Annotated in this window: 20 protein-coding genes; 16 read left to right on the forward strand and 4 right to left on the reverse strand. The window is 69.2% G+C overall.

Annotated features, from left to right (window positions below; translation table 11 throughout):
* Nucleotides 1–4: 4 nt before the first annotated feature.
* The 4 genes from ASF32_RS06665 to ASF32_RS06680 form a co-directional block, all read right to left on the reverse strand.
* Nucleotides 5–1,348 carry a BCD family MFS transporter gene (locus tag ASF32_RS06665; RefSeq protein ID WP_056425251.1) on the reverse strand — a complete coding sequence of 448 codons (1,344 nt, stop codon included), beginning with the start codon at nt 1,346–1,348 and terminating at the stop codon, nt 5–7.
* Complete coding sequence (gene chlG / locus ASF32_RS06670) at nt 1,348–2,271, reverse strand: chlorophyll synthase ChlG (protein WP_056425254.1); 924 nt, start codon at nt 2,269–2,271, stop codon at nt 1,348–1,350. The genes ASF32_RS06665 and chlG overlap by 1 nt, the downstream gene beginning before the upstream one ends.
* A 100-nt stretch (nt 2,272–2,371) precedes the next feature.
* Complete coding sequence (gene ppsR / locus ASF32_RS06675; RefSeq protein WP_056425257.1) at nt 2,372–3,817, reverse strand: transcriptional regulator PpsR; 1,446 nt, start codon at nt 3,815–3,817, stop codon at nt 2,372–2,374.
* 35 nt (nt 3,818–3,852) lie between these two features.
* Entirely contained in the window at nt 3,853–4,737 is an 885-nt protein-coding gene (locus ASF32_RS06680) for a cobalamin B12-binding domain-containing protein (RefSeq protein ID WP_244477988.1), read from the reverse strand.
* Nucleotides 4,738–5,029: 292 nt separating this feature from the next.
* Between ASF32_RS06680 and bchF the strand changes: the two genes are divergently transcribed.
* The 16 genes from bchF to ASF32_RS06760 all read left to right on the forward strand — a co-directional run bounded on the left by bchF (nt 5,030) and on the right by ASF32_RS06760 (nt 23,932).
* Nucleotides 5,030–5,536 (forward strand): 2-vinyl bacteriochlorophyllide hydratase, encoded by a 507-nt coding sequence (gene bchF, locus ASF32_RS06685; RefSeq protein ID WP_056425260.1) that lies wholly within the window; start codon nt 5,030–5,032, stop codon nt 5,534–5,536.
* A complete protein-coding gene (locus ASF32_RS06690; RefSeq protein WP_056425263.1) occupies nt 5,533–6,816 on the forward strand; it encodes a ferredoxin:protochlorophyllide reductase (ATP-dependent) subunit N in 1,284 nt (427 codons plus the stop codon). The genes bchF and ASF32_RS06690 overlap by 4 nt, the downstream gene beginning before the upstream one ends.
* A gap of 4 nt (nt 6,817–6,820) precedes the next feature.
* Entirely contained in the window at nt 6,821–8,467 is a 1,647-nt protein-coding gene (gene bchB / locus ASF32_RS06695; protein WP_056425267.1) for a ferredoxin:protochlorophyllide reductase (ATP-dependent) subunit B, read from the forward strand.
* Nucleotides 8,442–12,152: a magnesium chelatase subunit H gene (locus ASF32_RS06700; protein WP_056425490.1), complete on the forward strand. Its 3,711-nt coding sequence runs from the start codon at nt 8,442–8,444 to the stop codon at nt 12,150–12,152. The genes bchB and ASF32_RS06700 overlap by 26 nt, the downstream gene beginning before the upstream one ends.
* Nucleotides 12,149–13,042 carry a ferredoxin:protochlorophyllide reductase (ATP-dependent) iron-sulfur ATP-binding protein gene (bchL, locus tag ASF32_RS06705; protein ID WP_018043258.1) on the forward strand — a complete coding sequence of 298 codons (894 nt, stop codon included), beginning with the start codon at nt 12,149–12,151 and terminating at the stop codon, nt 13,040–13,042. The genes ASF32_RS06700 and bchL overlap by 4 nt, the downstream gene beginning before the upstream one ends.
* Nucleotides 13,043–13,054: 12 nt before the next feature.
* Nucleotides 13,055–13,795 carry a magnesium protoporphyrin IX methyltransferase gene (gene bchM / locus ASF32_RS06710; RefSeq protein ID WP_056425270.1) on the forward strand — a complete coding sequence of 247 codons (741 nt, stop codon included), beginning with the start codon at nt 13,055–13,057 and terminating at the stop codon, nt 13,793–13,795.
* Nucleotides 13,792–15,237 (forward strand): BCD family MFS transporter, encoded by a 1,446-nt coding sequence (locus ASF32_RS06715; RefSeq protein ID WP_056425273.1) that lies wholly within the window; start codon nt 13,792–13,794, stop codon nt 15,235–15,237. Before bchM ends, ASF32_RS06715 begins: the two co-directional genes overlap by 4 nt.
* Before the next feature lie 2 nt (nt 15,238–15,239).
* Nucleotides 15,240–16,013 carry a photosynthetic reaction center subunit H gene (gene puhA, locus ASF32_RS06720; protein ID WP_056425276.1) on the forward strand — a complete coding sequence of 258 codons (774 nt, stop codon included), beginning with the start codon at nt 15,240–15,242 and terminating at the stop codon, nt 16,011–16,013.
* Entirely contained in the window at nt 16,010–16,696 is a 687-nt protein-coding gene (gene puhB, locus ASF32_RS06725; RefSeq protein ID WP_056425278.1) for a photosynthetic complex putative assembly protein PuhB, read from the forward strand. Before puhA ends, puhB begins: the two co-directional genes overlap by 4 nt.
* An 18-nt stretch (nt 16,697–16,714) precedes the next feature.
* The gene (puhC, locus tag ASF32_RS06730) at nt 16,715–17,188 is read left to right on the forward strand and encodes a photosynthetic complex assembly protein PuhC (RefSeq protein WP_056425281.1); all 474 of its coding nucleotides are present in this window, start codon (nt 16,715–16,717) and stop codon (nt 17,186–17,188) included.
* Nucleotides 17,185–17,484, forward strand: coding sequence for a hypothetical protein (locus ASF32_RS06735; protein ID WP_056425285.1), 300 nt, complete (start codon nt 17,185–17,187; stop codon nt 17,482–17,484). The genes puhC and ASF32_RS06735 overlap by 4 nt, the downstream gene beginning before the upstream one ends.
* 50 nt (nt 17,485–17,534) lie before the next feature.
* Entirely contained in the window at nt 17,535–18,572 is a 1,038-nt protein-coding gene (gene acsF / locus ASF32_RS06740; RefSeq protein ID WP_156467715.1) for a magnesium-protoporphyrin IX monomethyl ester (oxidative) cyclase, read from the forward strand.
* A gap of 1 nt (nt 18,573) precedes the next feature.
* Entirely contained in the window at nt 18,574–19,386 is an 813-nt protein-coding gene (gene puhE / locus ASF32_RS06745; RefSeq protein WP_056425292.1) for a putative photosynthetic complex assembly protein PuhE, read from the forward strand.
* A 222-nt stretch (nt 19,387–19,608) separates the two neighbouring features.
* Entirely contained in the window at nt 19,609–20,826 is a 1,218-nt protein-coding gene (gene hemA / locus ASF32_RS06750) for a 5-aminolevulinate synthase (RefSeq protein ID WP_056425295.1), read from the forward strand.
* Nucleotides 20,827–21,026: 200 nt separating this feature from the next.
* Complete coding sequence (gene bchI / locus ASF32_RS06755) at nt 21,027–22,163, forward strand: magnesium chelatase ATPase subunit I (protein ID WP_280136545.1); 1,137 nt, start codon at nt 21,027–21,029, stop codon at nt 22,161–22,163.
* Nucleotides 22,160–23,932: a magnesium chelatase subunit D gene (locus ASF32_RS06760; RefSeq protein WP_056425298.1), complete on the forward strand. Its 1,773-nt coding sequence runs from the start codon at nt 22,160–22,162 to the stop codon at nt 23,930–23,932. The genes bchI and ASF32_RS06760 overlap by 4 nt, the downstream gene beginning before the upstream one ends.

The raw sequence follows: 23,932 nt of genomic DNA on the forward strand, positions 1-23,932 counted from the left end.
GGTCTCACCTCAACGACAATCGGGGCTGGAGCACGGGCTCGGCGGGGCGGGCAGGGCGGCGCAGTCGCGTCGCGGCGGCGTGCTCGATCCGCATGGAGAGGGCGGCGCCGCCCAGGAACAGGGCGGCCTCGGCCAGGAAGACGGCGGCATAGGCATGGACCGGTTCGGGGCTGACGAGGCGGGCGAGATCCACCGCCATGGTCCCGAGGAAGCCTCCGGCCCCGAAGGCGACGCCCTGGGCCGCGCCCCAGACGCCCATCCGGGTGCCGCGCTCGGCCTCGCCACCGGCACCCGCCAGACCCATCATCGAGCCGATGGCGGCCACGGCGAACATCCCGTTGAACAGGCCGAGAGCGAAGACGGCGGCGCGCAGGGGGAAATCCGGGCCGACGAGGCCACCGACGGCGATTCCGGCCAGAGCCAGAGCCGAGCCGGCGCAGCCGGTGGCGGTCCATACTTTCAGCGAGCCGAGATAGGGACCGCCGATTCCCATGGTCAGACCGGCGACGGTGAGCATGCCGGCGAGCACGCCGCCATGCTGGAGACCGGACAGCTTGGTGGTGGCCCCCGGCGTCATCGCGAAGACGAGGCCGGCGAAGGGTTCGAGGATGAGCTCCTGCGCGCTGTAGGCGAGCATCGCCACGAAGATGAAAATGGTGAAGCGGCGCGAGGCCGGCTCCGACCAGACCCGGGCCAAGACCTCGCGGAACGGCCGCTTCCGGCCGGCATCGGACGGTGCGGCCGCCGCGCGGCTCGGCTCGATTCCACGGATTGCGAGACAGGCGAGGGCGAAGGCGGCAAGCGACACCGTGCCGGAGACCATCACCAGCCGGACACCGGAGAACGGATCGAGGAAATGTCCGGCGATCGGCGCGGTGATGGCGAAGCCGGCGATCATCATCACCCAGACGATGGTGGCGGCAGCCCCCCTGCGGCGCGCATCGACGCCGCCGGCCAGGAGAACGAGGAGAGAGGTCCCCGCCGCGCCCGCGCCCATCCCCACCAAGAGGAAGGACAGGATGGCGAGGGCGATGCCGGTGGAAAGCTGCGTTTCCATGAGGGCGGTCGCCGCTGCCGCACCGAATCCGCCGAGGCAGAGCGCGGCCATGCCGCCGACGATCCAGGGCGTGCGCCGCCCGCCCACATCCGAGCCGTAGCCCCAGCGCGGGCGCAGGACCTGCACGGCGTAGTGGAGGGTGACGAGGGCGCCGGGGATCATCGCCGGCAAAGCGAGCTCTACGACCATGACCCGGTTGAGGGTCGAGGTCATGAGAACGACCACGGCACCCAAAGCGGTCTGGACGAGGCCGAGGCGGACGATGGCGAGCCAGCCCATAATCGGCGCCATCACGCGGCTCCCTGCTGCGCGAGGGCCCTGAGGGCGAAAGCCGCCACCAGCATGCCGATGACGTAGAGGGTGGTGCCGGTGCCGTTGTACCAGGCTGCCCGCTCACGCGGGCTCCGGAGCAGGCGGGACATCAGCGCGAGTTGCGCCACGAGCAGCTCCGTGACGAGGGCCGCGTGCCCGGCGCAGTTCCAGGCCGAGAGGAGGAGGATCACCGCCAGCTGTGGCAGGGCCATGACGAGGCAGGCGAGGCGCGCGGCCCGGTCGGTCCCGAGCTGGACCGGCAGCGAGCGGAGATTCATGCGCGCATCCCCCTCCACCGACTTGAAGTCGTTAAGGGTCATGATGCCGTGGGCACCCACCGAATAGAGGAGGGCCACGGTGAGGATGCGGTGGTCGGGCAGGGCGCCGGCCATCACGGCGGCACCCGTGAACCAGGGCAGGCCCTCGTAGCAGAGGCCCACCGCCGCGTTGCCCCACCAGCCGTTCCGCTTCAGCCTCAGGGGCGGCGCGCTGTAGATCCAGGCGAGGACGAGCCCGAACAGCGCGGCGCAGAGGATCCAGACCCCGAGCGAGGCCGCGACGGCGAGGGAGAGGGCGGTCCAGGCCAGCGCGACGTAGAGGCCCCACCGGCCGGGCATCCGGCCGGACGGGATCGGGCGCAGCGGCTCGTTGATCGCGTCCACATGGCGGTCGTACCAGTCGTTGACCGCCTGCGAGGTCGCGCAGACCAAGGGACCGGCGAGCACGATCCCGGCGAGGATCAGCGGCCAGCGCCCCTCGGCCGCCATACCCGACGAGACCACGCCGCAGGCGAAGGCCCACATCGGCGCGAACCAGGTGATCGGCTTCAGAAGCTCGACCAGGGTAGCGAGAGCGGGGATGCCGACGGAAGCGGCGGGAGGGGTGGACGCCGACGTTGCCATGCCCCGAAGCTAAGGGCCGGCCGTCGGGAGTGTCAAGAAAGATTGACACGTAAAATGTCAATCTTGTGCGACATTCGGTCTGCCGGAGGACAGGCCTGAACTATTGTTCGTCGGCGGGCTCCGGCCCATCGAGATCGCCGATGCCGTAACGGCGCAGCTTGGCGTAGAGGCCCTGCCGGCTGAGCCCCAGCATCTCGGCGGCAGAGGCTCGGTTGTCGCGGGTGATGCGCAGGGCCGCCTCGATGCAAAGGCGCTCGATCAGGTCCGTCGATTCGCGCACGAGGTTCTTCATCGAGACCCGGCCGACCAGTTCGGTCATCTGCTCGACGGAACGCGGCAATTCCCGCCCGCCCAGGGCCGCCGCCGCGCGGCGCGGCGTCGAACGGATGGTGAAGCCGAGACAGGGTTGCCCGGCGCCGGGCACCGCAACGGCGGCGACCTCAACCTCCTCCACCGAACCGTATTCGCCCCGCAGGCTCGTCGCGAAATGGCGCACCGAGCCATGCTGGCCGAGGGTGGAGAACAGGGCGGCGGCCTCGGTCTCCTCTCGGCCGAGCCAGCGGTCGAGGGGTTCGCCGCGCACCTGTTCCTCGGTGGCGAGCTGCACGAGATCGAGGAAGGCGGCGTTGGCGGCGAGGATACGGCGGGCCGGATCGGTGACGACGAAACCTTCGGGCAGGCTCTGGATCACGTCGAGGGCGGAGGTGCCGGCACGGCTCGGTCCGGCCACCTCCGCGGGGCCGGTGGAGAGGCGCAGGAGCGCGCTCGTGGCGTTCTCCTGACGGAACAGGGAGGCGGCGACGCGGGTCTCGCCGCGACCGTTGCCGAGCTGCGCGACGAGATCGCCGGCCTGACCGGTGATGCGCAGGCCAGCGAACAGCGATTCGAGTTCGCGGGTGCTGGCGGAATCGAACAGGTCGACCACGTCCTGTCCGATGATGCGCTTCTCCGCCCGGCCGAGGAGGCGGGCGGCGGCCGGGTTCACCTCGGTGACCCGGCGGGTGGCGGCATCCACCACCAAGACCGGTTCGCCGGCGAGCTGGAACAGCAAACGGTAGCGGGTCTCGGCGCCGCGCAGGCGCAGGTAGTCGCGTTCCAGGGCCTGCTGGGTCTCGGCGAGCTTTCGCTGGAGCACGGCCATGGCGCGGAGATTGCGGCCGATGGCGATGATCGGACCGCCATTCTCCAGGCGCAGGGCGGAATAGCGGACCGGCAGGTCGATACCGGTGGCGGAAGGATGGTTCACCTGCCGCCAGCGCGTGACGGCGCCCGGGGCGGCATCGCGCAGGAGGGCGGCGATCTTCGGCCGGCTCTCGACCGTGACGGTATCCATCCAGGGCTGGCCAAGCCAAGTCTCACAGCCCTCATCGGCGAAATCCGCGTTGCCGAAAGCCGCATCACGGATGATCCCGTCCGCATCGACCACCAGAGCGAGATCCGTTGCGGCCGCGACGAGAAGCCCGGCCGACTCCGCGTCCAGGGGACCGAGTGCCTTACGAAGCGCTGCGAAGGTTTCCGCCGCGGCGGGAAGTGCCAGACTGGTCAAGGATCACCACGATGTGACGACGTCGAGCCGGTCTTTCAGCAGGGTCTGGCCCGCGGATCAAGCAAGCTCTCGGCGATGGTTATGGCAAGGCGTGCATCACCCGCCGTCGCGTCCGCGCCGACGAGTGCCGAATATTCGGGATGGTTCATGAAGATCGGCCCGCCGACCATGACACGGACCGATGGATTGCGCGAGGTGCGACGAAGCTCGGTCACCAGCCGGGTGAGGGTTGGGAGTAGGGTTTCGCAGCCGAGCGATACGCCGATCACATCGAACCAGCCCGTGCTGGCGGCGCGGATCGCCTGGGAATGCGCGGAATGGGCCGCACTGGTCACATCCCATCCGGCGTCGCGGAAGAAGCGTTCGACGAGGGAGAGACCGAAGCTGTGCGTCTCGCCGGGACAGGCCATCAGGAAGACGCTGCGGCCGTGCGGGTCCGGCGCCGGCTCGTCGCGAAACCGGGCGGTGAGCTCGTGCATGATGCGCTGGAGCCGGCCCATGGCGATGGTGAGCTCGGCGAAGTCGCAGAGGTCTTCCTCCCACAACAGGCCGAGATGGCGGGCCGTGGGGGCGAGGAGATCGAGGAGCAGGCTGTCGAGGGCGAGCCCGTCATCAACGAGGCGCGCGATCCGGTCTTCGACATCCTCGCCGTCCGGTGATAGGACCAGCGTGGCGAAATCCGTGATCTGCTCCGTGCTCGGCAGGATTCCCGGGCGGTTGGCACGGGAATCCGCCCGGTGGGCGAGCATCAGGCGAGGGATGATCTCCGCCTCGATGACGCTGGCGAGATCGACGTCCCACGCGGAGTTCCGCTCCTGCCTGGCCCCGCCAGGATATAATGCGAATTCCGACGAGGCGCACTCGTCCAATGCAACCGGCTCGATCCCGGAAGCCGTGCGAAACCGCCAGACATCATCCATTGGGTCCTCCAATGTTTTATGACGGCTTCTTGATCCAGCTCGATCTTGATTGTCGAACTTGACGTCTTCGACTTAAAAAGCGTCCGACGCTGCTTGCAGTGCGACAAGCGGGCCTTGTCGATAACGATACGCTTCACAACCCATTTGGCAATCCAGCAACTCACATTATTATGCATCAATGCTGTAAATTTAAAATTACGTAAAGCCAGCTTGACACTTATTCCGCCGGTTCATACCCTCCTCGGCAACGGGCCCCGACCATGCGGGGCCAAGCCGGGACAGGGTGGAACCGATGCCTGCAAGAGGGGGCCAGCCGACTCGACCTCTCTACTCGCCGGCCGAGCGCGCCCGGCGCGACGCCTCCCGCTGGACCCTGGTCCAGGGCATCCTCGCACCCCTCCAGTTCCTGGCTTTCCTGATCAGCCTCGGCCTCGTCCTGCGCACCCTGGCGACGGGGGAGGGCGCGCAGATGGCCAACGTCTCCATCGTCGCCAAGACTTTGCTGCTCTACGCGATCATGGTCACGGGCTCGATCTGGGAGAAGGACGTCTTCGGGCGTTACCTGTTCGCCCCGGCCTTCTACTGGGAAGACATGGTCAGCATGCTCGTGCTGGCCCTGCACAGCGCCTATCTCGTGGCGCTCGTCACGGGCGCCCTCACGACGGCGGAGCTGATGCTCCTGGCGCTCGCCGCCTACGCGTCCTACGCCGTCAACGCCGCGCAATTCCTGCTGAAGCTGCGCGCGGCCCGGCTCCAGGCCCCGTCCCGCCTCGTCCTCTCACCGGAGGGCGCGCGATGAATGCCCATGCCAAGCTCGGCAACTTCGACCCCGCCTGCGGCGTCGAGATCCGGCAGGAGCGCGGCCAGCGGGCGGTGTTCTGCGGCCTCACCGGGATCGTCTGGCTGCATCGCAAGATCCAGGACGCCTTCTTCCTCGTCGTCGGCTCGCGCACCTGCGCCCATCTCATCCAATCGGCCGCCGGGGTAATGATCTTCGCCGAGCCGCGATTCGCCACCGCCATCATCGACGAGCGCGACCTCGCCGGCATCGCCGACATGAACGACGAGCTCGACCGCGTGGTGGGTCGGCTGATCGAGCGCCGCCCCGAGATCAAGCTGCTGTTCCTCGTCGGCTCATGCCCGTCGGAGGTGATCAAGCTCGATCTCGGCCGCGCGGCGCAGCGCCTGTCCCGCGAGCTGTCTCCCCAAGTCCGGGTGTTGAGCTATTCGGGCAGCGGCATCGAGACCACCTTCACGCAGGGCGAGGATGCCTGCCTCGCCTCCCTCGTCCCCTCCATGCCGGCCGAGGCGAAAGATGCCGCCCCCTCGCTCCTCGTGGTCGGGGCGCTGGCCGACGTGGTCGAAGACCAGTTCGCCCGTATTTTCGCAGAACTCAGCATCGCCCCCGTGCGGTTCCTGCCCGCGCGCCGGGCCGGCGAAATGCCGCCGGTGGGCCCGAACACTCTGGCGCTGCTGGCCCAGCCCTTCCTCGCCGACACGGCACGGGCGCTGGAGGAGCGGGGCGCAACACGGCTCACCGCCCCGTTTCCCCTGGGCGCCGAAGGCACCACGGGATGGCTCAAGGCTGCGGCGGACGCGTTCGACGTGGCCCCCGCCCGGTTCGCCGCGGCCACCGCCGCGGGATCGCGCCGCGCAGAACAGGCGCTGGCGCCCTACAGGGCCATGCTCGCCCGCCGCCGCGTGTTCTTCTTCCCCGATTCGCAGCTGGAAATCCCGCTTGCGCGCTTCCTGTCACGGGAACTCGGCGCCGAACTCGTCGAAATCGGCACGCCCTACCTGCATCGCGGCCATCTCGCCGACGAACTGGCGCTGCTCCCGCGCGGAACGACGATCGTCGAGGGCCAGGACCTCGATGCCCAGATGGACCGATGCCGGGCGGCCCGGCCGGACCTGACGGTGTGCGGCCTCGGCCTCGCCAACCCGCTGGAGGCGGAGGGGCTGGCGACGAAATGGTCGATCGAGCTGCTGTTCACCCCGATCCAGGGCTACGACCAGGCCGGCGACCTCGCCGAACTGTTCGCCAGACCCCTCGTCCGTCGCACCCGGCTGGAGGTCTGACGCGATGCAGCTCACGATCTGGACCTATGAAGGGCCGCCCCATATCGGCGCCATGCGCGTCGCCACCGCCATGCGGGGACTGCACTACGTCCTGCATGCGCCCCAGGGCGACACCTATGCCGACCTGCTCTTCACTATGATCGAGAGGCGCGATGCGCGCCCGCCGGTGACCTACACCACCTTCCAGGCCCGCGACCTCGGCGCGGACACCGCCGCGATCTTCAAGAATGCGGTGGAGGCCGCCTACGAGCGGTTCCGGCCGGAGGCGATGATCGTTGGCGCGTCCTGCACCGCCGAACTGATCCAGGACGATCCGGGCGGTCTCGCCAAGGCCCTCGCCCTGCCGATCCCGGTCATCCCGCTCGATCTCCCTTCCTACCAGAAGAAGGAGAATTGGGGCGCCTCGGAGACCTTCTACCGGCTGGTGCGCACTCTGGCCGTCCCGGTGAAACCCACCGCGCCGCGCGAGACGCGGCGTCCGCTCTGCAACATTCTCGGCCCCACCGCCCTCGGCTTCCGCCACCGCGACGACCTCGTCGAGATCAGGAGCCTGCTCGGCCGGCTCGGGATCGACATGAACGTGGTGGCGCCGCTCGGGGCGACCCCCGCCGATCTCGGCCGCCTCGGCGAGGCCGATTTCAACGTGGTGCTCTATCCCGAGATCGCGCGGGCCGCCGGGCAGCACCTGCACAAGACCTTCGGCCAGCCGATGGTCGAGACCGTGCCGATCGGCGTCCAGGCCACCATCCGGTTCGTCGAGGAGGTGGCGGCGCTCGCCGGGATCGATCCGGCCCCGGTTCTCGACGGCGCACCGTCGCGGCTGCCCTGGTACTCGCGCTCCGTCGATTCGACCTACCTTACGGGCAAGCGCGTCTTCGTCTTCGGCGACGCCACCCATGCCCTCGCCGCGGCCCGCGTCGCGTCCACCGAACTCGGCTTCAAGATCGTCGGCCTCGGCACCTATACCCGCGAATTCGCCCGCGAGATCCGGGCGGAGGCGGCGCTCCACGGCATCGAGGCCCTCGTCACCGACGATTACCTCGACGTGGAAGCGGCGATCCAGGCCAGCGCCGCCGAACTGGTGCTGGGCACGCAGATGGAGCGGCACATCGCCAAGCGTCTGGGCCTTCCCTGCGCGGTGATCTCGGCCCCGATCCACGTCCAGGATTTCCCCGCCCGGCATTCGCCGCAGATGGGGTTCGAGGGCGCCAACGTCCTGTTCGATACCTGGGTCCATCCGTTGATGATGGGGCTGGAAGAACATCTGCTCGGCATGTTCCGCGAGGACAACGAGTTCCACGCCGACGCCGCGCCCTCCCATCTCGGACCCGGTCACCAGCCTGTCCCTCCCCCCTTTGCGGGGGAGGGTGGCCCTCGCGTCAGCGAGGGTCGGGAGAGGGGAGCGCCATCTCCGGAGAGGTCGCCCCCTCTCCCGCCTGCTCCGCAGGCACCCTCCCCCGCAGAGGGGGGAGGGAGTTCCAGTTCCGCACAAAGCATCTGGGCCCCCGACGCCGAGAAGGAACTCAGGAAGATCCCGTTCTTCGTGCGGGGCAAAGCCCGCGCCAATACCGAACGGTTCGCCCGCGAGCGCGAACTCCCCCTCATCACAGTCGAGACGCTCTATGATGCCAAAGCGCATTTCGGGCGCTGAGCGTCCGGCCCTCCGCATCGTCGTCGTGACGATGGACAATCACATGGCGAGCGCGCTCGAACGCGCCCGCCGCCGGCTCCATGACGAGATGCCGGGGCTCGTCCTCGGCTTCCACGCCGCCGCCGAGTGGGACACCGATCCGGGAGCGCTCGCGTCCTGTAAGGAGGACATCGCGGTCGCCGATATCGTGGTCTCCACCATGCTGTTCATGGACGAGCATGTCCGCGCCATCCATCCGGCGCTGCTCGCCCGCCGCCCGCATTGCGACGCCATGATCGGCTGCCTGTCGGCGAGCGAGATCGTGAAGACGACGCGCCTCAACCGCTTCGACATGGACGGCACCAAGCGTGGCGCCCTCGATTTCCTGAAGAAGCTGCGCGGCAAGACCGGCGCCCAGGGCAACGGCGCCCGCCAGATGGCGATGATCCGCCGCCTGCCCAAGATCCTGCGCTTCATCCCCGGCTCGGCCCAGGATGTCAGGGCCTATTTCCTCACCCTGCAATACTGGCTCTCGGGCTCGGACGAGAACATCGCCAACCTCGTGCGCTTCCTCGTCGGCCGCTACGCCGCCGGGCCGCGCGCGGCCTGGCGCGAGATCGCCGCCGCTCCGGCCCCCATGAGCTATACCGAGACCGGTCTCTACCACCCACGCATGAAGGGCCGGATCGGCGAGGACGTGACACGGGTTCCGGCTCCCGCCGGCACCGTGAAGGGCCGCGTCGGCCTGCTGGTCATGCGCTCCTACGTGCTGGCCGGAAACACCGCCCATTACGATGGCGTCATCGCCGCCCTCGAGGCGCGCGGGCTCAGTGTCGTGCCGGCCTTCGCCAGTGGCCTCGACAACCGCCCGGCGGTGGACGCCTTCTTCCGGAGCAACGGGCGCCCTGCCATCGACGCCCTGGTCTCGCTGACGGGATTCTCCCTGGTGGGCGGCCCGGCCTATAACGACGCCTCGGCCGCCGAGGAGACCCTGCGCGGCCTCGACGTGCCGTATCTCGCTGCCCACGCCCTCGAATTCCAGACCGTGGAGCAATGGGAGGCCTCCGATCGCGGCCTCTCCCCCGTGGAGGCCACCATGATGGTGGCGATTCCCGAACTCGACGGCGCCACCGCGCCGATGGTGTTCGGCGGTCGCTCCAGCGCGTCGCCCGGCGCCAATGCCCGCGACATGAGCGTCCATGCGGAACGGGCGGACATGCTGGCAGCGCGCGTCGAACGCCTCGTCTCGCTGCGCAGGACGGAAAAGGCCTCGCGGAAGGTCGCCATCGTCCTGTTCGGCTTTCCGCCCAATGCCGGGAGCATCGGCACGGCGGCGTTCCTTTCGGTCTACCACTCGCTCCACAACACGCTGAAAGGCCTGAAGGCCGACGGTTACGACGTCGCCGTGCCGGACAGCGTCGACGACCTGCGCAACGCCGTGCTCGCCGGCAACGCAGCCCGCTACGGCACCAGTGCCAACGTCCATCACCGCATCCCGGCCGACGACCATATCCGGCGCGAGCGCCACCTCTCCGAGATCGAAGCGCAATGGGGTCCGGCGCCGGGGCGCCAGAACAGCAACGGCTCGCAGATCTTCGTGCTGGGCGCGCAATTCGGCAACGTCTTCGTCGGCGTGCAGCCGGGCTTCGGCTACGAGGGCGACCCGATGCGGCTGCTGTTCGAGCGCGGCTTTGCCCCGACCCACGCCTTCTCCGCCTTCTACCGTTACCTACGCGAGGATTTCCGGGCCGACGCCGTGCTGCATTTCGGCACGCACGGGGCGCTCGAATTCATGCCCGGCAAGCAGACCGGCCTGTCGGCTTCCTGCTGGCCCGAGCGCCTGATCGGGCCGCTGCCCAATGTCTACCTCTACGCCGCCAACAACCCGTCCGAGGGGATGATCGCCAAGCGCCGCTCGGCCGCCACCATGGTGAGCTACCTGACGCCGAGCCTCACTCAGGCGGGCCTCTATCGCGGGCTCATCGACCTGAAGGCCTCGGTCGAGCGCTGGCGCGGGCTGGAGCCAGAGGCGGAAGCCGAGCGGCGCGAACTCGGCCAGCTGATCCAGGCGCAGGGCTCAGCCCTCGACCTGACATCGGCCGAGCCGGCCTGGTCCGGGGACATGTCCGGCAGTATCCTGGCCCTCGGCCTCGCGCTCAGCGAACTCGAACACAGCCTGATCCCACACGGGATGCATGTGGTCGGGGAGGGCACGCCCCCTGAAGAGCGGATCGACCTGCTGACCGCCCTGGCCGAAGCCTCGAACGGGCTCCGGCCCGACCGCGCCGGCATTGCCGCCCTGGTGGCCGGCGACACGATCGACAAGGCCCTGACGGCCTCCGGCCTGCCCCTCGACGACGCCCATCGCGCCGCCTTCATCGCCCTGCGCGAGACCGACACGCTGCTGGCGCAAGACCACGAGCTTCCGGCCTTGCTGCGGGCGCTCGATGGCCGCTTCATCCCGCCCGTTGCCGGTGGCGACCTCCTGCGCAACCCGTCCGTGCTGCCGACGGGGCGCAACATCCACGGCTTCGACCCCTACCGCCTGCCCTCGGCCTTCGCGGTAGCTGACGGCACCCGGCAGGTCGTCCGCATCCTCGCCCGCTACCGCGACGAGGGTGCGCCCTTGCCCGAGAGCATCGCCCTCGTCCTGTGGGGCACCGACAACCTCAAGAGCGAGGGCGGCCCCATCGCGCAGGCCCTGGCCCTGATCGGCGCGAGCCCACGCTTCGACGGCTATGGCCGCCTGTGCGGCGCGACGCTGATCCCCCTCGAAGAGCTCGGCCGCCCGCGCATCGACGTGGTGGTGACCCTGTCGGGCATTTTTCGCGACCTGCTCCCTCTTCAGACCAAGCTGCTGGCGGAAGCCTCCTATCTCGCAGCCACCGCCGACGAACCACCGGAGTGGAACTTCGTGCGCAAGCATGCCCTCGCCCACATGGACGAGCACGGGATCGACATGGAGACGGCAGCCCTGCGGGTGTTCTCCAACGCCGAGGGCACCTACGGCGCCAACGTCAACAACCTCGTCGAATCCGGCCGCTGGGAGGACGAGGACGAGATCAGCGAGACCTTCTCGCGGCGCAAGTCCTTCGCCTATGGCCGCAACGGCCGGCCCACCGCCCAGCGGGCCCTGATGGGCAGCGTGCTGGCCAAGGTCGATCTCGCCTACCAGAACCTCGATTCCGTCGAAGTCGGCGTGACCTCGGTCGACCATTACTTTGATGGCCTCGGCGGGATGGGCCGGGCGGTGGCCCGCGCCAAGGGCGAGGCCGTGCCGATCTTCATCAGCGACCAGACGCGGGGGGAGGGCGTCGTGCGCTCCCTCTCCGAGCAGGTCTCCCTGGAGACCCGGACCCGCATGCTCAACCCGAAATGGACCGAGGGCATGCTCGGCCACGGCTACGAGGGCGTGCGCCAGATCGAGGCGCATCTCACCAACACCATGGGCTGGTCGGCCACCTCCAACGCCGTCGCGCCCTGGATCTACCAGCGCATCACCGAAACCTACCTCCTCGATCCGGCGATGCGCGAACGCCTCGCCGCCCTCAACCCGACCGCGTCCGCCAAGGTCGCGCATCGGCTGATCGAAGCGCATCAGCGCGGCTTCTGGACTCCCGACGCGGCCACGCGCGACGCGCTCGACCGTGCCGAGGAGGAGCTCGAAGACCGTCTCGAAGGCATCACCGCAGGGGTCGCCGCATGAACATCGCCATCCGTAATCCCGTGGCCTCGCGCCGCGAGGAAGGCAGCCTCCAGGTCGAACTCGATCCGGCGCTGAAGATCGGCACCGCCAAGGTCTTCGCCGTCTACGGCAAGGGCGGCATCGGCAAGTCCACCACCTCGTCGAACCTGTCGGTGGCCTTCTCGAAGCTCGGGAAACGCGTGCTGCAGATCGGCTGCGACCCGAAGCACGATTCGACCTTCACTCTGACCAAGCGCCTCGCCCCCACGGTGATCGATGCCCTGGAGGCGGTGCAGTTCCATTCCGAAGAATTGCGGATCGAGGACTTCGTGGCCGAGGGCTATAACGGCGTCATGTGCGTGGAGGCCGGCGGCCCCCCCGCGGGCACCGGCTGCGGCGGCTACGTGGTCGGGCAGACGGTGAAGCTTCTGAAGGAGCATCATCTCCTCGAAGACACCGACGTGGTCATCTTCGACGTGCTCGGCGACGTAGTCTGCGGCGGCTTCGCCTCTCCGCTCCAGCATGCCGACCAGGCGCTGATCGTCACCGCCAACGACTTCGATTCGATCTTCGCCATGAACCGGATCGTGGCCGCGATCCATTCGAAATCGAAGAACTATCCCGTACGGCTGGGCGGCGTCATCGCCAACCGCTCGGCCAAGACCGACGAGATCGACCGTTTCAACGCCGCCGTCGGCCTCGAGCGCATCGCGCATTTCCCCGACCTCGACGTGGTCCGGCGCTCGCGCCTCAAGAAATCGACCTTGTTCGAGATGGAGCCGACGCCCGAACTCATCGCGGTGACGGACGAGTACATGCGGCTCGCGGCCCATCTCTGGGCCGGCGGCAAGCCGCTCTCGGCGATGCCGATGAAGGACCGTGACCTGTTCGAGTTCCTCGGGTTCGATTGAGGGGGCAGGCCGATGCATAACGGGACCTACGCCGAGCGGCGCTCGCAACTGACCACCTATTTCGACCGCACGGCGGTGGAGGCCTGGGCGCGCCTCACCACCGACGCCCCGGTCTCGAAGATCCGCGCCACCGTGCGGGCCGGGCGGGACGCCATGCGGGCGAACCTGCTCTCCTGGCTGCCCGAAGATCTCACCGGCCGGCGCATTCTCGATGCCGGCTGCGGGACGGGAGCCCTCAGCGTCGAGGCCGCCCGCCGCGGGGCGGAGGTGGTCGCCATCGACGTCTCGCCGACGCTGGTGGGCCTCGCCCGCGAGCGCAGCGCCGAGCTGCTCGGCGGCCACCATATCGACTTCCGCGTCGGCGACATGCTCGGTCCCTGGCTAGGGCGCTTCGACCACGTGGTCGCCATGGATTCGCTCATCCATTACAACGCCGGCGACATCGTCCGGGCGCTCGCCGAATTCGGCCTGCGGACCGACGGATCGCTGGTCTTCACCGTGGCCCCGCGCACGGCGCTCCTCACCCTGATGCACGCCGCCGGCCGGCTCTTCCCGCGCGGCGACCGGGCGCCCGCCATCGTGCCGATCACCGAAGGCGGCCTGCGCCGCCGGATCGGCGGGGAGGCCGCACTCGCCGGGTTCGCTGTGGAGCGGACACAGCGGGTCAATAGCGGGTTCTACCTATCGAACGCCGTGGAGTTGGCGCGGAAAAGCCCTCCCCGCATCGCTGGGGAGGGGGGAACCGTGCCATGAAACCCGCCGACCTCACCGCCCGCCTGCTCACGCGCCTCGGCCCCGGCCTGATGCCGTTCCTGCCCTTCGCCGACGCGGCGACGCCGGAACTGCCGCTGGGACGGTTGCTGCGGCTGTCGCTGTTCCAGGTGACGGTGGGGATGGCCGCCGTGCTCCTCATCGGCACGCTGAACCGGGTGATGATCGTCGAACTCGAAGTCCCGGCCTGGATCGTGGCGGTGATGCTGTCGCTGCCGCTGGTCTTCGCCCCCTTGCGGGCCCTGGTGGGGTTCCGCTCGGACACCCACCGCTCGGTCCTCGGATGGCGCCGCGTCCCCTACATCTGGTTCGGCACCCTGCTGCAGTTCGGCGGTCTCGCCATCATGCCGTTCGCGCTGCTGATCCTGTCCGGCGACACCACCGGCCCGGCCTGGCCGGGCCATGTGGCGGCGGCGCTCGCCTTCGTCATGGTGGGGGCCGGCCTCCACACCACCCAGACCGTCGGCCTCGCGCTCGCCACCGATCTCGCCCCCGCCCATGCGCGGCCGAGGGTCGTGGCCCTGCTTTGCGCGATGCTGCTGGCCGGCATGGTGGTGAGCGCGGTCGCCTTCGGGCTGCTGCTCGCGAACTTCTCCGCGATCCGCCTGATCCAGGTGATCCAGGGCGCGGCCCTGGTGACGATCCTCCTCAACGGCATCGCCCTGTGGAAGCAGGAGGCGCGACAGCCCGGACGCACGGCGACGGACCTGCCGCGCCCGAGCTTCTCGCAATCCTGGTCGGCCTATGCCGGCAGCGGCTTGGCGCGACGGCGTCTCGTCGCCACCGGGCTCGGCACGGCGGCCTTCTCGATGCAGGACATCCTGCTCGAACCCTATGGCGGGCAGATCCTGCATCTGCCGGTGGCCGCCACCACGGCGCTCACCGCGATGCTCGCGGCCGGAGGCGGGGTCGGCCTATTGCTCGCGGCGCGTTGGCTCGGCCGGGGCGGCGATCCGTTCCGGGTCGCGGCGGCCGGCAGCGTCGTCGGCATCGTCGCCTTCTCGGCGGTGATCTTCGCCGCGCCCCTCGCCTCGGCCCAGCTCTTCACCACCGGCGTCACGCTCATCGGCCTCGGCGGCGGTCTGTTCGCGCACGGAACCCTCACCGCCTCCATGGCTAAGGCGGGGCCGGAGGAGACCGGGCTCGCGCTGGGCGCCTGGGGCGCCGTCCAGGCCAGTGCGGCCGGAATCGCCATCGCGGCGAGCGGCATCCTGCGCGATGTCGGCTCCAGCCTTTCGGCCTCAGGGGCGCTGGGCGAGGCGATGAGCGACCCGTCGGTGGGCTACCTCATCGTCTACCACATCGAGATCGCACTGCTCTTCGCGACGCTGCTGGCCATCGGGCCCCTCGTCCGCGATCCGACCGCCCGCCTCAGGCAGGGGCGCGCCCTCCTGCCGACCCCCGTTTCCCGTCAAGGAGCCTGACCATGCAACGAGGTGAAATCACGGGTTACATCGACGTCGCCCAGGTCGTGCTCTACGCATTCTGGATCTTCTTCGCCGGCCTCGTCTTCTATCTTCGGCGGGAAGACCGGCGCGAAGGCTATCCGCTGGAGAACGAAGTGGCCGGACGCCTGAAGCGGCCGGACCCGATCCTGATCCCGAGCCCGAAACAGTTCCTGCTCTCGAACGGCCTGGTGAAGACCGCGCCGCAGACCGACATGCAGCCCGCCCGGAACTATAGCGGCCACAAGCGCGAGATCTGGCCCGGCGCCCCGATGGAGCCGGATGGCGACGGGCTTCACGACCAGATCGGCCCCGGCTCCTATGTCGACCGCGACGACCATCACGACCGGACCTGGGACGACGAGAAGCGCATCGTCCCCTTACGCGTCGCCGAGCATTTCGTTGTGCACGAGGATGGTCCCAACCCGATCGGCATGACCGTGTTCGGGGCCGACCGGAAGGTGGCGGGCATCGTCAGCGACCTCTGGATCGATCGCGGAGAGTCGATGGTCCGCTATGTCGAGGTCGAGCTCGCCGGGGGCGGGCGCCGGGTGCTGATGCCCAACACTTTCTGCCGGACGGGCCGGTTCACCCGCACCGTGAAGACCGAGGCGCTACTGGCCCATCAATTTGCGGACATCCCCGGCCAGAAGGACCCGGATTCGGTGACCCTCTACGAAGAGGAGCGGATCATGGCCTATTTCGGTGCCGGCACCCTCTACGCCACGGCGGACCGCCAGGAGCCGTTCCTGTGAGCCGCGCCGCGAGACACCGCCCCGGCGTTCCCGCCAACGCCTTCGACGCTCCGCCCGGCTTGCCAGCACCGCTGCCGCCCGGTGAGCATATCCTCTGGCAGGGCCGCCCCTGCGGCTTCGGCATCGCCGCCCGGGCCCTGCATATCCGCCTCGTCGGCCTCTGGTTCGTCGGACTGGCCCTCTGGGCGGCGATCCCGCCCCTCGCCGAAGGCAGCTTCACCGAGGCCGCGCTGGTGGCCGGGCCGACACTCGCCGTCGGCAGCGGAGCGCTGGTCCTGCTCGGCCTGCTCGGCTGGCTCTCCGCCCGCTCGACCACCTACACGATCACCAATCGCCGGGTGGTGATGCGGCTCGGTATTGCCCTGCCGATGACCCTCAACCTGCCTTTCACCCTGATCGAGGGCGCCGGCTGCAAGGTTTTTACAGATGGCAGTGGTGATCTGCCTTTACGGCTGCGGGCCGGCAACCGCGTCGCCTACCTTCATCTTTGGCCTCACGCCCGGCCATGGGCTCTTTTACGACCTGAACCGATGATGCGATCGGTGCCGGAGGCAAAGCAGGCAGCCGAAATCCTCGCCCAGGCCCTGTCAACTGCACTTGACACAACAGAGGAAACTGCGGCTCCTATCGTGGTCGCGCGGAAACGGCAGGTACGTCCTCCGCGCCTCGCCAACGCGAGTTGAATGCAGGGAGGAGACGCGATGACGGCGAAGGCTGATGCCGCCCGGATTCCGCGACCGCTGGTCATTGGATCGCTCGGGCTGATGGGGTTCGTCATCGTCGTGACGGGCATTGGCCGGAGCGAGGGGATCGGCCTCTCGCACATGCCGCCGACCAGAGCTGTCCGAACCGTCGATCTGAGGCCGGAAGACCGCCCCGACGGTGCCATCGTCATTAGGGATGCAGAGAACCGGGCCGTCATCGCCACCGTCGAACCCGGAGTGGACAATTTCGTCCGTGCCACCCTTCGGGGCTTCGGTCAGGCGAGGCTCCGCGCCGGCCTCACCCGAGACCAGCCCTTCCGCCTGACGCGCTTCGCCGATGGCGGTCTCGAACTCTCCGACCCGTCCACCGGACGCGTGGTCAATCTCGGCGCCTTCGGCCCGTCGAACTTCGCGGCCTTCATCAGGCTCCTCGCAGATACGAGACTCGCCGACAGCGGAGCGGTGCGATGAGTGCGTGGTTCGGACAGCGGATCGTCGAGGTGCCCTGCACCGTCGAGATCGAGCAGACCCCCGAGACCCTCCACGCCCACGTGACCCTGGACGCCACGTTCGAGATCGAACCGGGAGACGAGGTTCAGGTCCACGACGCACCCACCTCCGTTCCCTATGGCGAGCGCCTTGTGGTCCGCCGCACCGCCACGATCACCCGTGCCGGCATCCTGGAGCGGCTCTGGACCAAATTCGCCGGCCATTTCGAGCTCACCGAACTCTACGAAGTCAGCTTCTCAGAGAGGAGGCGCCTGTGAACGTCTCGATCCAGCACCAAGGCCCGAAGGGCGTCACGCCGAAGCTGCCCATGAACGAGGGCACAAAGGCCGCCCAGGAGACGACCTTCCTTTCACCCCGCTTCTACACCACCGATTTCGAGGAACTCGACCGCACCGATGTCGAGCCCGTGCGTAAGCAATGGGACATCCTGATCGCGGAGCTCCGCGCCGACCCGAACAAGCGCCACTTCACTCGCAACGAGGAGTTCGACCTCGACATGTCCGGCCTCGACCCGGACCTGCGCAAGGAATTCATGGATTTCCTCGTCTCCTCGATCACCGCCGAGTTCTCCGGCTGCGTGCTCTATGCGGAGATGAGGAAGCGCGCCAAGAACCCAGACATCCGCGAACTGTTCGGCTTCATGAGCCGGGACGAAGCCCGCCACGCCGGCTTCATCAACGACGTGCTCAAGGATTTCGGCATCGGCGTCGATCTGGGATTTCTGACCAAATCGAAGAAATACACGTTCTTCCGGCCGAAGTTCATCTTCTACGCCACCTATCTCTCCGAGAAGATCGGCTACGCTCGCTACATCACCATCTTCCGCGAACTGGAACGCAACCCGGAAAGACGTTTCCACCCGATCTTCAAATGGTTCGAGAAGTGGTGCAACGACGAGTTCCGTCACGGCGAGGCCTTCGCCCTGCTCATGCGCGCCAACCCGAAGCTGACTACCGGCATCAACCGCTACTGGATCAAGTTCTTCCTGCTCGCCGTCTTCGCCACCATGTATGTGCGCGACCATTGCCGGCCGCATTTCCACAAGGCGCTCGGGGTCGATCCGACCGATTACGACTTCAAGGTGTTCCGGATCACCTCCGACATCTCGAAACAGACCTTCCCGCTCACACTCGACCTCGACAATCCGAAGTTCAAGGCGGCCCTCGACCGGCTCCTCGTCTGTTCGACCAGGCTCGCCGACGCCAAGGCGCAGGGCGGGATCGTGGGGAGGCTCAAACAGGGTGCCTGGATCGCAGCCTCGGCGGTCAACTTCGTCCGGCTCTATGCCCTGCCGACCATCGACAACCCGATGCCGGCCGAGATCCGACTCGAGCCGGTCTGGTAGCGTGGGTGCCTATGCGGTCCCCGCGCTCTACGCGATCGTGGTCTGGTGGTTCTCCACCGGACTGATCCTGCTTCTCGACCTCAAACCCCGGCACACCCATGCCTGGAGCATGGCGGGAGCGACCCTGGTGCTGGCCGGCGCCGTCTGGGCCATCGCCCGAAGCGCCGGCGACACGAGCGAGGCGGGAGCCTATATCGCTTTCACCGGAGCGCTGCTGGTCTGGGGCTGGCAGGAGATGAGCTATTACATGGGCTTCGTGTCCGGCCCGCGTGCCGTCGGATGCGCACCGGGCACGCGAGGCCTCGCTCGATTTCGGGCGGCGGTGGCCACGAGCCTGTGGCACGAGGCGGCGATCGTCGCCGGGGGAGCGGCCATCCTCGCCCTCATCTGGGGCGAGCCAAACCGTTTCGCCCTGTGGACCTATCTCACCCTCTGGGGAATGAACCTCTCGGCCCGGCTCAACATGTTCCTGGGCGTGCGCAACCTCAATACCGAGTTTCTCCCCGAGCATCTCAGCTACCTCTCGTGCTTCCTCACCAGGAAGCCGATGAACATGCTGTTCCCGGTCTCGGTCGCCGTCGGGACGGCGCTGACGTTGGCGATCGGGCTGGCCGCCATCGACGAACAGGCACTGCCACACGATGTCGTGGGCCTGACCATTCTGACCACCATGCTGGCGCTCGCCACCCTGGAACACGGGTTCCTGATGCTGCCGCTGCCCTCCGCCGCCCTTTGGAGCTGGAGCCTGCCCTCGGGCAAGAGGCCGTCCCTGCGCGCCGAACCAGCGCCGGTGCATCCCCGCGACCGTGCCTGATCCCCTCGATCCGCCTTCCCTGATCCAAGGTGTGACCGCGCGCTTCCATATCGGACGGGTCGGCGGAAACACGCCGCGCCGATCTACTGGGTAATTTATTGTCGTCCAAAAGCGTCAAGTTTAGTTGACACACTCATGCACTCGGTGGTCAAAAAAGCTGCCGGGACAAGGCAAGGCGTCGCTCGTTCAGACAGGTCGCCGCTCGTTGGGGAAAGGGACGCCATGAACTACGAGACATTCTTCGGGAACGAGTTGGCCGGTCTCCACCGCGAGGGCCGCTACCGCGTCTTCACCGATCTCGAGCGCCAGAACGGCCGCTTCCCCCACGCCACTCATCACAGCCCCGGCGGCGAGCGCCCGGTGACGGTCTGGTGCTCCAACGACTATCTTGGGATGGGCCAGAACCCTGTCGTGCTCGACGCCATGCACGAGGCGCTCGACCGCTGCGGCGCCGGGGCCGGCGGTACCCGCAACATTTCCGGCACTAACCATTACCACGTGCTTCTGGAGCAGGAGCTCGCCGACCTCCACCGCAAGGAGGCGGCCCTGCTCTTCACCTCCGGCTACGTCTCGAACTGGGCGGCGCTGGGCACGCTGGCCGGCAAGCTGCCGGGCTGCGTCGTGCTGTCGGATGCCGAGAACCATGCCTCGATGATCGAAGGCATCAAGGCCTCCCGCGCCGAGCGGCACATCTTCCGCCACAACGACCCGGAGGACCTCGACCGCAAGCTGCGGATGATCGACCCGGCGCGGCCGAAGCTGGTGGCCTTCGAGTCGGTCTATTCCATGGACGGTGACATCGCGCCCATCGCCGAGATCTGCGACGTCGCCGAAGCCCACGGCGCGCTCACCTATCTGGACGAGGTCCACGCGGTCGGCCTCTACGGCCCGCGCGGCGGCGGCATCTCCGAGCGGGAGGGCCTCGCCCACCGCCTCGACGTCATCGAGGGGACGCTCGGCAAGGCCTTCGCGGTGCATGGCGGCTACATCACCGGCTCGGCCAAGCTCTGCGACTTCGTCCGCAGCTTCGCCTCGGGCTTCATCTTCACCACCTCGTTGCCCCCGGCGGTGGCCGCTGGCGCGGCGGCGAGCATCCGCCATCTCAAGGCCAGCGGCAGCGAGCGCGAGCGCCACCAGGAACGCGTCGCCAGGGTCCGGACCCGGCTCGACGCCGCCGGCATCCCCTACCTCCCCAACGACAGCCACATCGTGCCCGTGATGGTCGGCGACCCCGTCCTGTGCAAGGCGATCAGCGACACGCTGCTCGACGAGTTCGGCATCTACGTCCAGCCGATCAACTACCCCACAGTGCCGCGCGGGACGGAGCGCCTGCGCATCACCCCGTCGCCACTGCATTCGGACGCCGATATCGACCATCTGGTGGGAGCGCTGGCGGCGATCTGGACGCGGATGGGCGTGGAGCAGGCGGCGGCGGAGTGAAGGCAAGAACCCTCCCCCCCTCCGCGGGGGAGGGTGCCTGCGGAGCAGGCGGGAGAGGGGTCGACCTCTTCGGAACCGGCGCTCCCCTCTCCCGACCCGCTTCGCGGGCCACCCTCTCCCGCAGAGGGGAGAGGGAGAGGCGCACACCATGTCGAGACACCGGGAGACGGCCTATGGTCCTGAATGGAACGACCCGAACGGTGTCTCCTGGATCAGCCTCCCATCCTCGTTCTCGCCCCGAGGCGCCGGAGCGCAGAGCGGGCCTCGACGGCGGGCTGCGGAATCCCCGAGGCGAACCGGAGCCCTCCTTCACGGCCCCGCCCGTCACCTTCCCGTTCTCCGCCATCGTCGGCCAGGACGAGATGCGGCGAGCCCTGATGATCGCGGCGGTGGACCCTTCCGTGGGCGGTGTCCTCGTCTTCGGCGACCGGGGCACCGGCAAGTCCACCGCGATCCGGGGCCTCGCCGCCCTGCTGCCGCCGATGAAGGCCGTGATCGGCTGCCCCTATTCCTGCGACCCCGCCAAACCCGCCGGCGAGTGCCCGCATTGCTCCGGCCGCACCGATGCGAGGCGAAGCCACCTCGCGCCGGTGCCGGTGGTGGACCTGCCGCTGGGCGCCACCGAGGACCGGGTGGTGGGCGCGCTCGACCTCGAACGGGCGCTCACCCGTGGAGAGAAGGCGTTCGAGCCGGGGCTGCTGGCCCGCGCCAATCGCGGCTTCCTCTACATCGACGAGGTCAACCTCCTCGACGATCACCTCGTCGATCTCCTCCTCGACGTGGCGGCCTCCGGGATCAACACCGTGGAGCGCGAGGGGTTGAGCGTCCGGCACCCGGCGAAATTCGTTCTGGTGGGCAGCGGCAACCCGGAGGAGGGCGAGTTGCGGCCCCAGCTCCTCGACCGGTTCGGCCTCGCCGTGGAGGTGACGACCCCGACGGACCTGCCCACCCGCATCGACGTGGTGCGCCGGCGCGACGCCTATGAGCGCGACCCTGCGGGGTTCTGCGCCAGCTATGCCAAGGCCGACCGGGCGCTGCAGAAGCGCCTGACCGCCGCCAGGGCCCGCCTGTCCACCCTCGACATGCCCGATGCGACCCTGGAGGCCGCGGCCCGGCTCTGCCTCGCTTTGGGCACCGACGGCCTGCGCGGCGAGCTGACTTTGATGCGCACCGCTCGGGCGTTGGCCGCCTATGAGGGGGCCGAGACCGTGGGAATCGACCATCTCCGGCAGGTCGCCCCATCGGCCTTGCGCCACCGCCTGCGCCGCAACCCGCTCGACGAATCCGGCTCCACCGCCCGCGTCGCGAGGGCGGTGGAGGAGGTGCTGGGCTCGTGAGCGAGGGCGAGAGCTCGGCGATCTGGGCCGACGCCCTGCGTGTCGCCCGGCTCGTGGCCGCCGACCCGCATGGCTGCGGCGGCGTGGTGGTGCGCGCCGGGGCCGGCCCGGTGCGCGACCGCTGGCTCGACATCGTTCGCGAAAACCTCAATCCCGGCAAGCCGTTGCGGCGGATGCCGGCGGGGATCGCCGAGGATCGACTGATCGGCGGGCTCGACCTCGCGGCGACGCTTGTCGCAGGGCGGCCGGTGGCCCAGGCCGGGCTGCTGGCCGAGGCCGATGGGGGACTTCTCGTCGCCGCGATGGCGGAGCGGATGGGGCAGGGCACCGCCGCGCATCTCGCCGCCGCCCTCGATACCGGGCGTCTGAGGGTGGAGCGGGACGGGCTGGCGGAGACCCGGCCGGCGCGGTTCGGGCTCGTCCTCCTCGACGAGGGGATCGGCGAGGACGAGGCCGCGCCGGCCTCCCTGACCGATCGGCTGGCCTTCCATATCGACCTCACCACCGTGCCGCCGAGCGCCATGCGACCGGTGCTTCGACCGCCATGCGACAGCCTTTCGCCGGAATCCGAAACACCGCCGCATGGCGGTGCGCCGAGCGGCCACGATCCCGTCGCGGAGCTGAGCGAAGTGGCGGCCCGGCTCGGCATCGCCTCGCTGCGCGCGCCGCTCCTCGCCCTCCGGGTGGCCCGCCTCCTCGCCCGGCTCGACGGGCGCGCCGAGACCGCCGAGGCGGATGCGCGGGAGGCCGCGCGCCTCGTCCTCGGCCACCGCGCCACCCGCCTGCCGGAACACGAGTCGGCCCCCGGGGGGGAGCCGGAGGAGGGCGAGCCGTCGCCCCCCGAACAGGCGCCCCCCGAACAGCGGGAGCCCGGCCCCGACCCGGAGGAGGGCACCGGACAGGCGAGCGAGGACCGCATCGTCGAGGCCGCCCGCGCCGCGATTCCCGCCGGGCTCCTGGCGATGCTGCTGCGGGACGGCCCGCGCCTGCGGATGCCGAGGGCCGGCAAGGCCGGGGCGAAGGCCGTCTCCGCCCGCTCCGGCCGCCCCATGGGCGCGCGGCCGGGCGATCCGCGAAGGGCCCGGCTCGATCTCATCGCGACCTTGCGCGCCGCTTCCCCCTGGCAGGGCCTCCGCCGGCGGGCGGAGGGGGGCGGCACCTGTCTCATGATCCGCCCCGACGACATCCGAATCACCCGGTTCCGGCAGCGCACCGAGACCACGACGATCTTCACCGTGGACGCCTCCGGCTCCTCCGCCCTGGAGCGGCTGGCCGAGGCCAAGGGCGCCGTCGAGCTCCTCCTCGCCGAGGCCTATACGCGGCGGGACAAGGTCGCCTTGGTGGCGTTCCGGGGGGCCGGCGCGGAGCTGGTCCTCGCGCCAACGCGCTCCCTGGTGCGGGCGCGGCGCGGGCTCGCCGCCCTGCCCGGAGGCGGCGGGACGCCGCTCGCCGCCGGCATCGACGCCGCCGGCCAGCTGGCCCTCGGGGTCCGGCGCGGCGGCGGGACGCCGGTGGTGGTGATGCTCACCGATGGCAGGGCCAACGTCGCCCGGTCGGGGATCGCCGGGCGGGAGCGCGCGGGCGAGGATTCGCTCAAGGCCGCCCGCCTTTTCCGCGAGGCGGATGTCCGCGCCATCCTGATCGACACGGCCCAAAGGCCGCAGGATTCGGCGCGCCGCCTCGCCGCCGCCATGGGGGCGCGCTATCTGCCCCTGCCCCATGCCGATGCGGGGGCGATGAGCGCCGCGATCCGGTCGGCGAGGGAATAA

Source organism: Methylobacterium sp. Leaf91 (assembly GCF_001422815.1).
Lineage (GTDB): Bacteria > Pseudomonadota > Alphaproteobacteria > Rhizobiales > Beijerinckiaceae > Methylobacterium.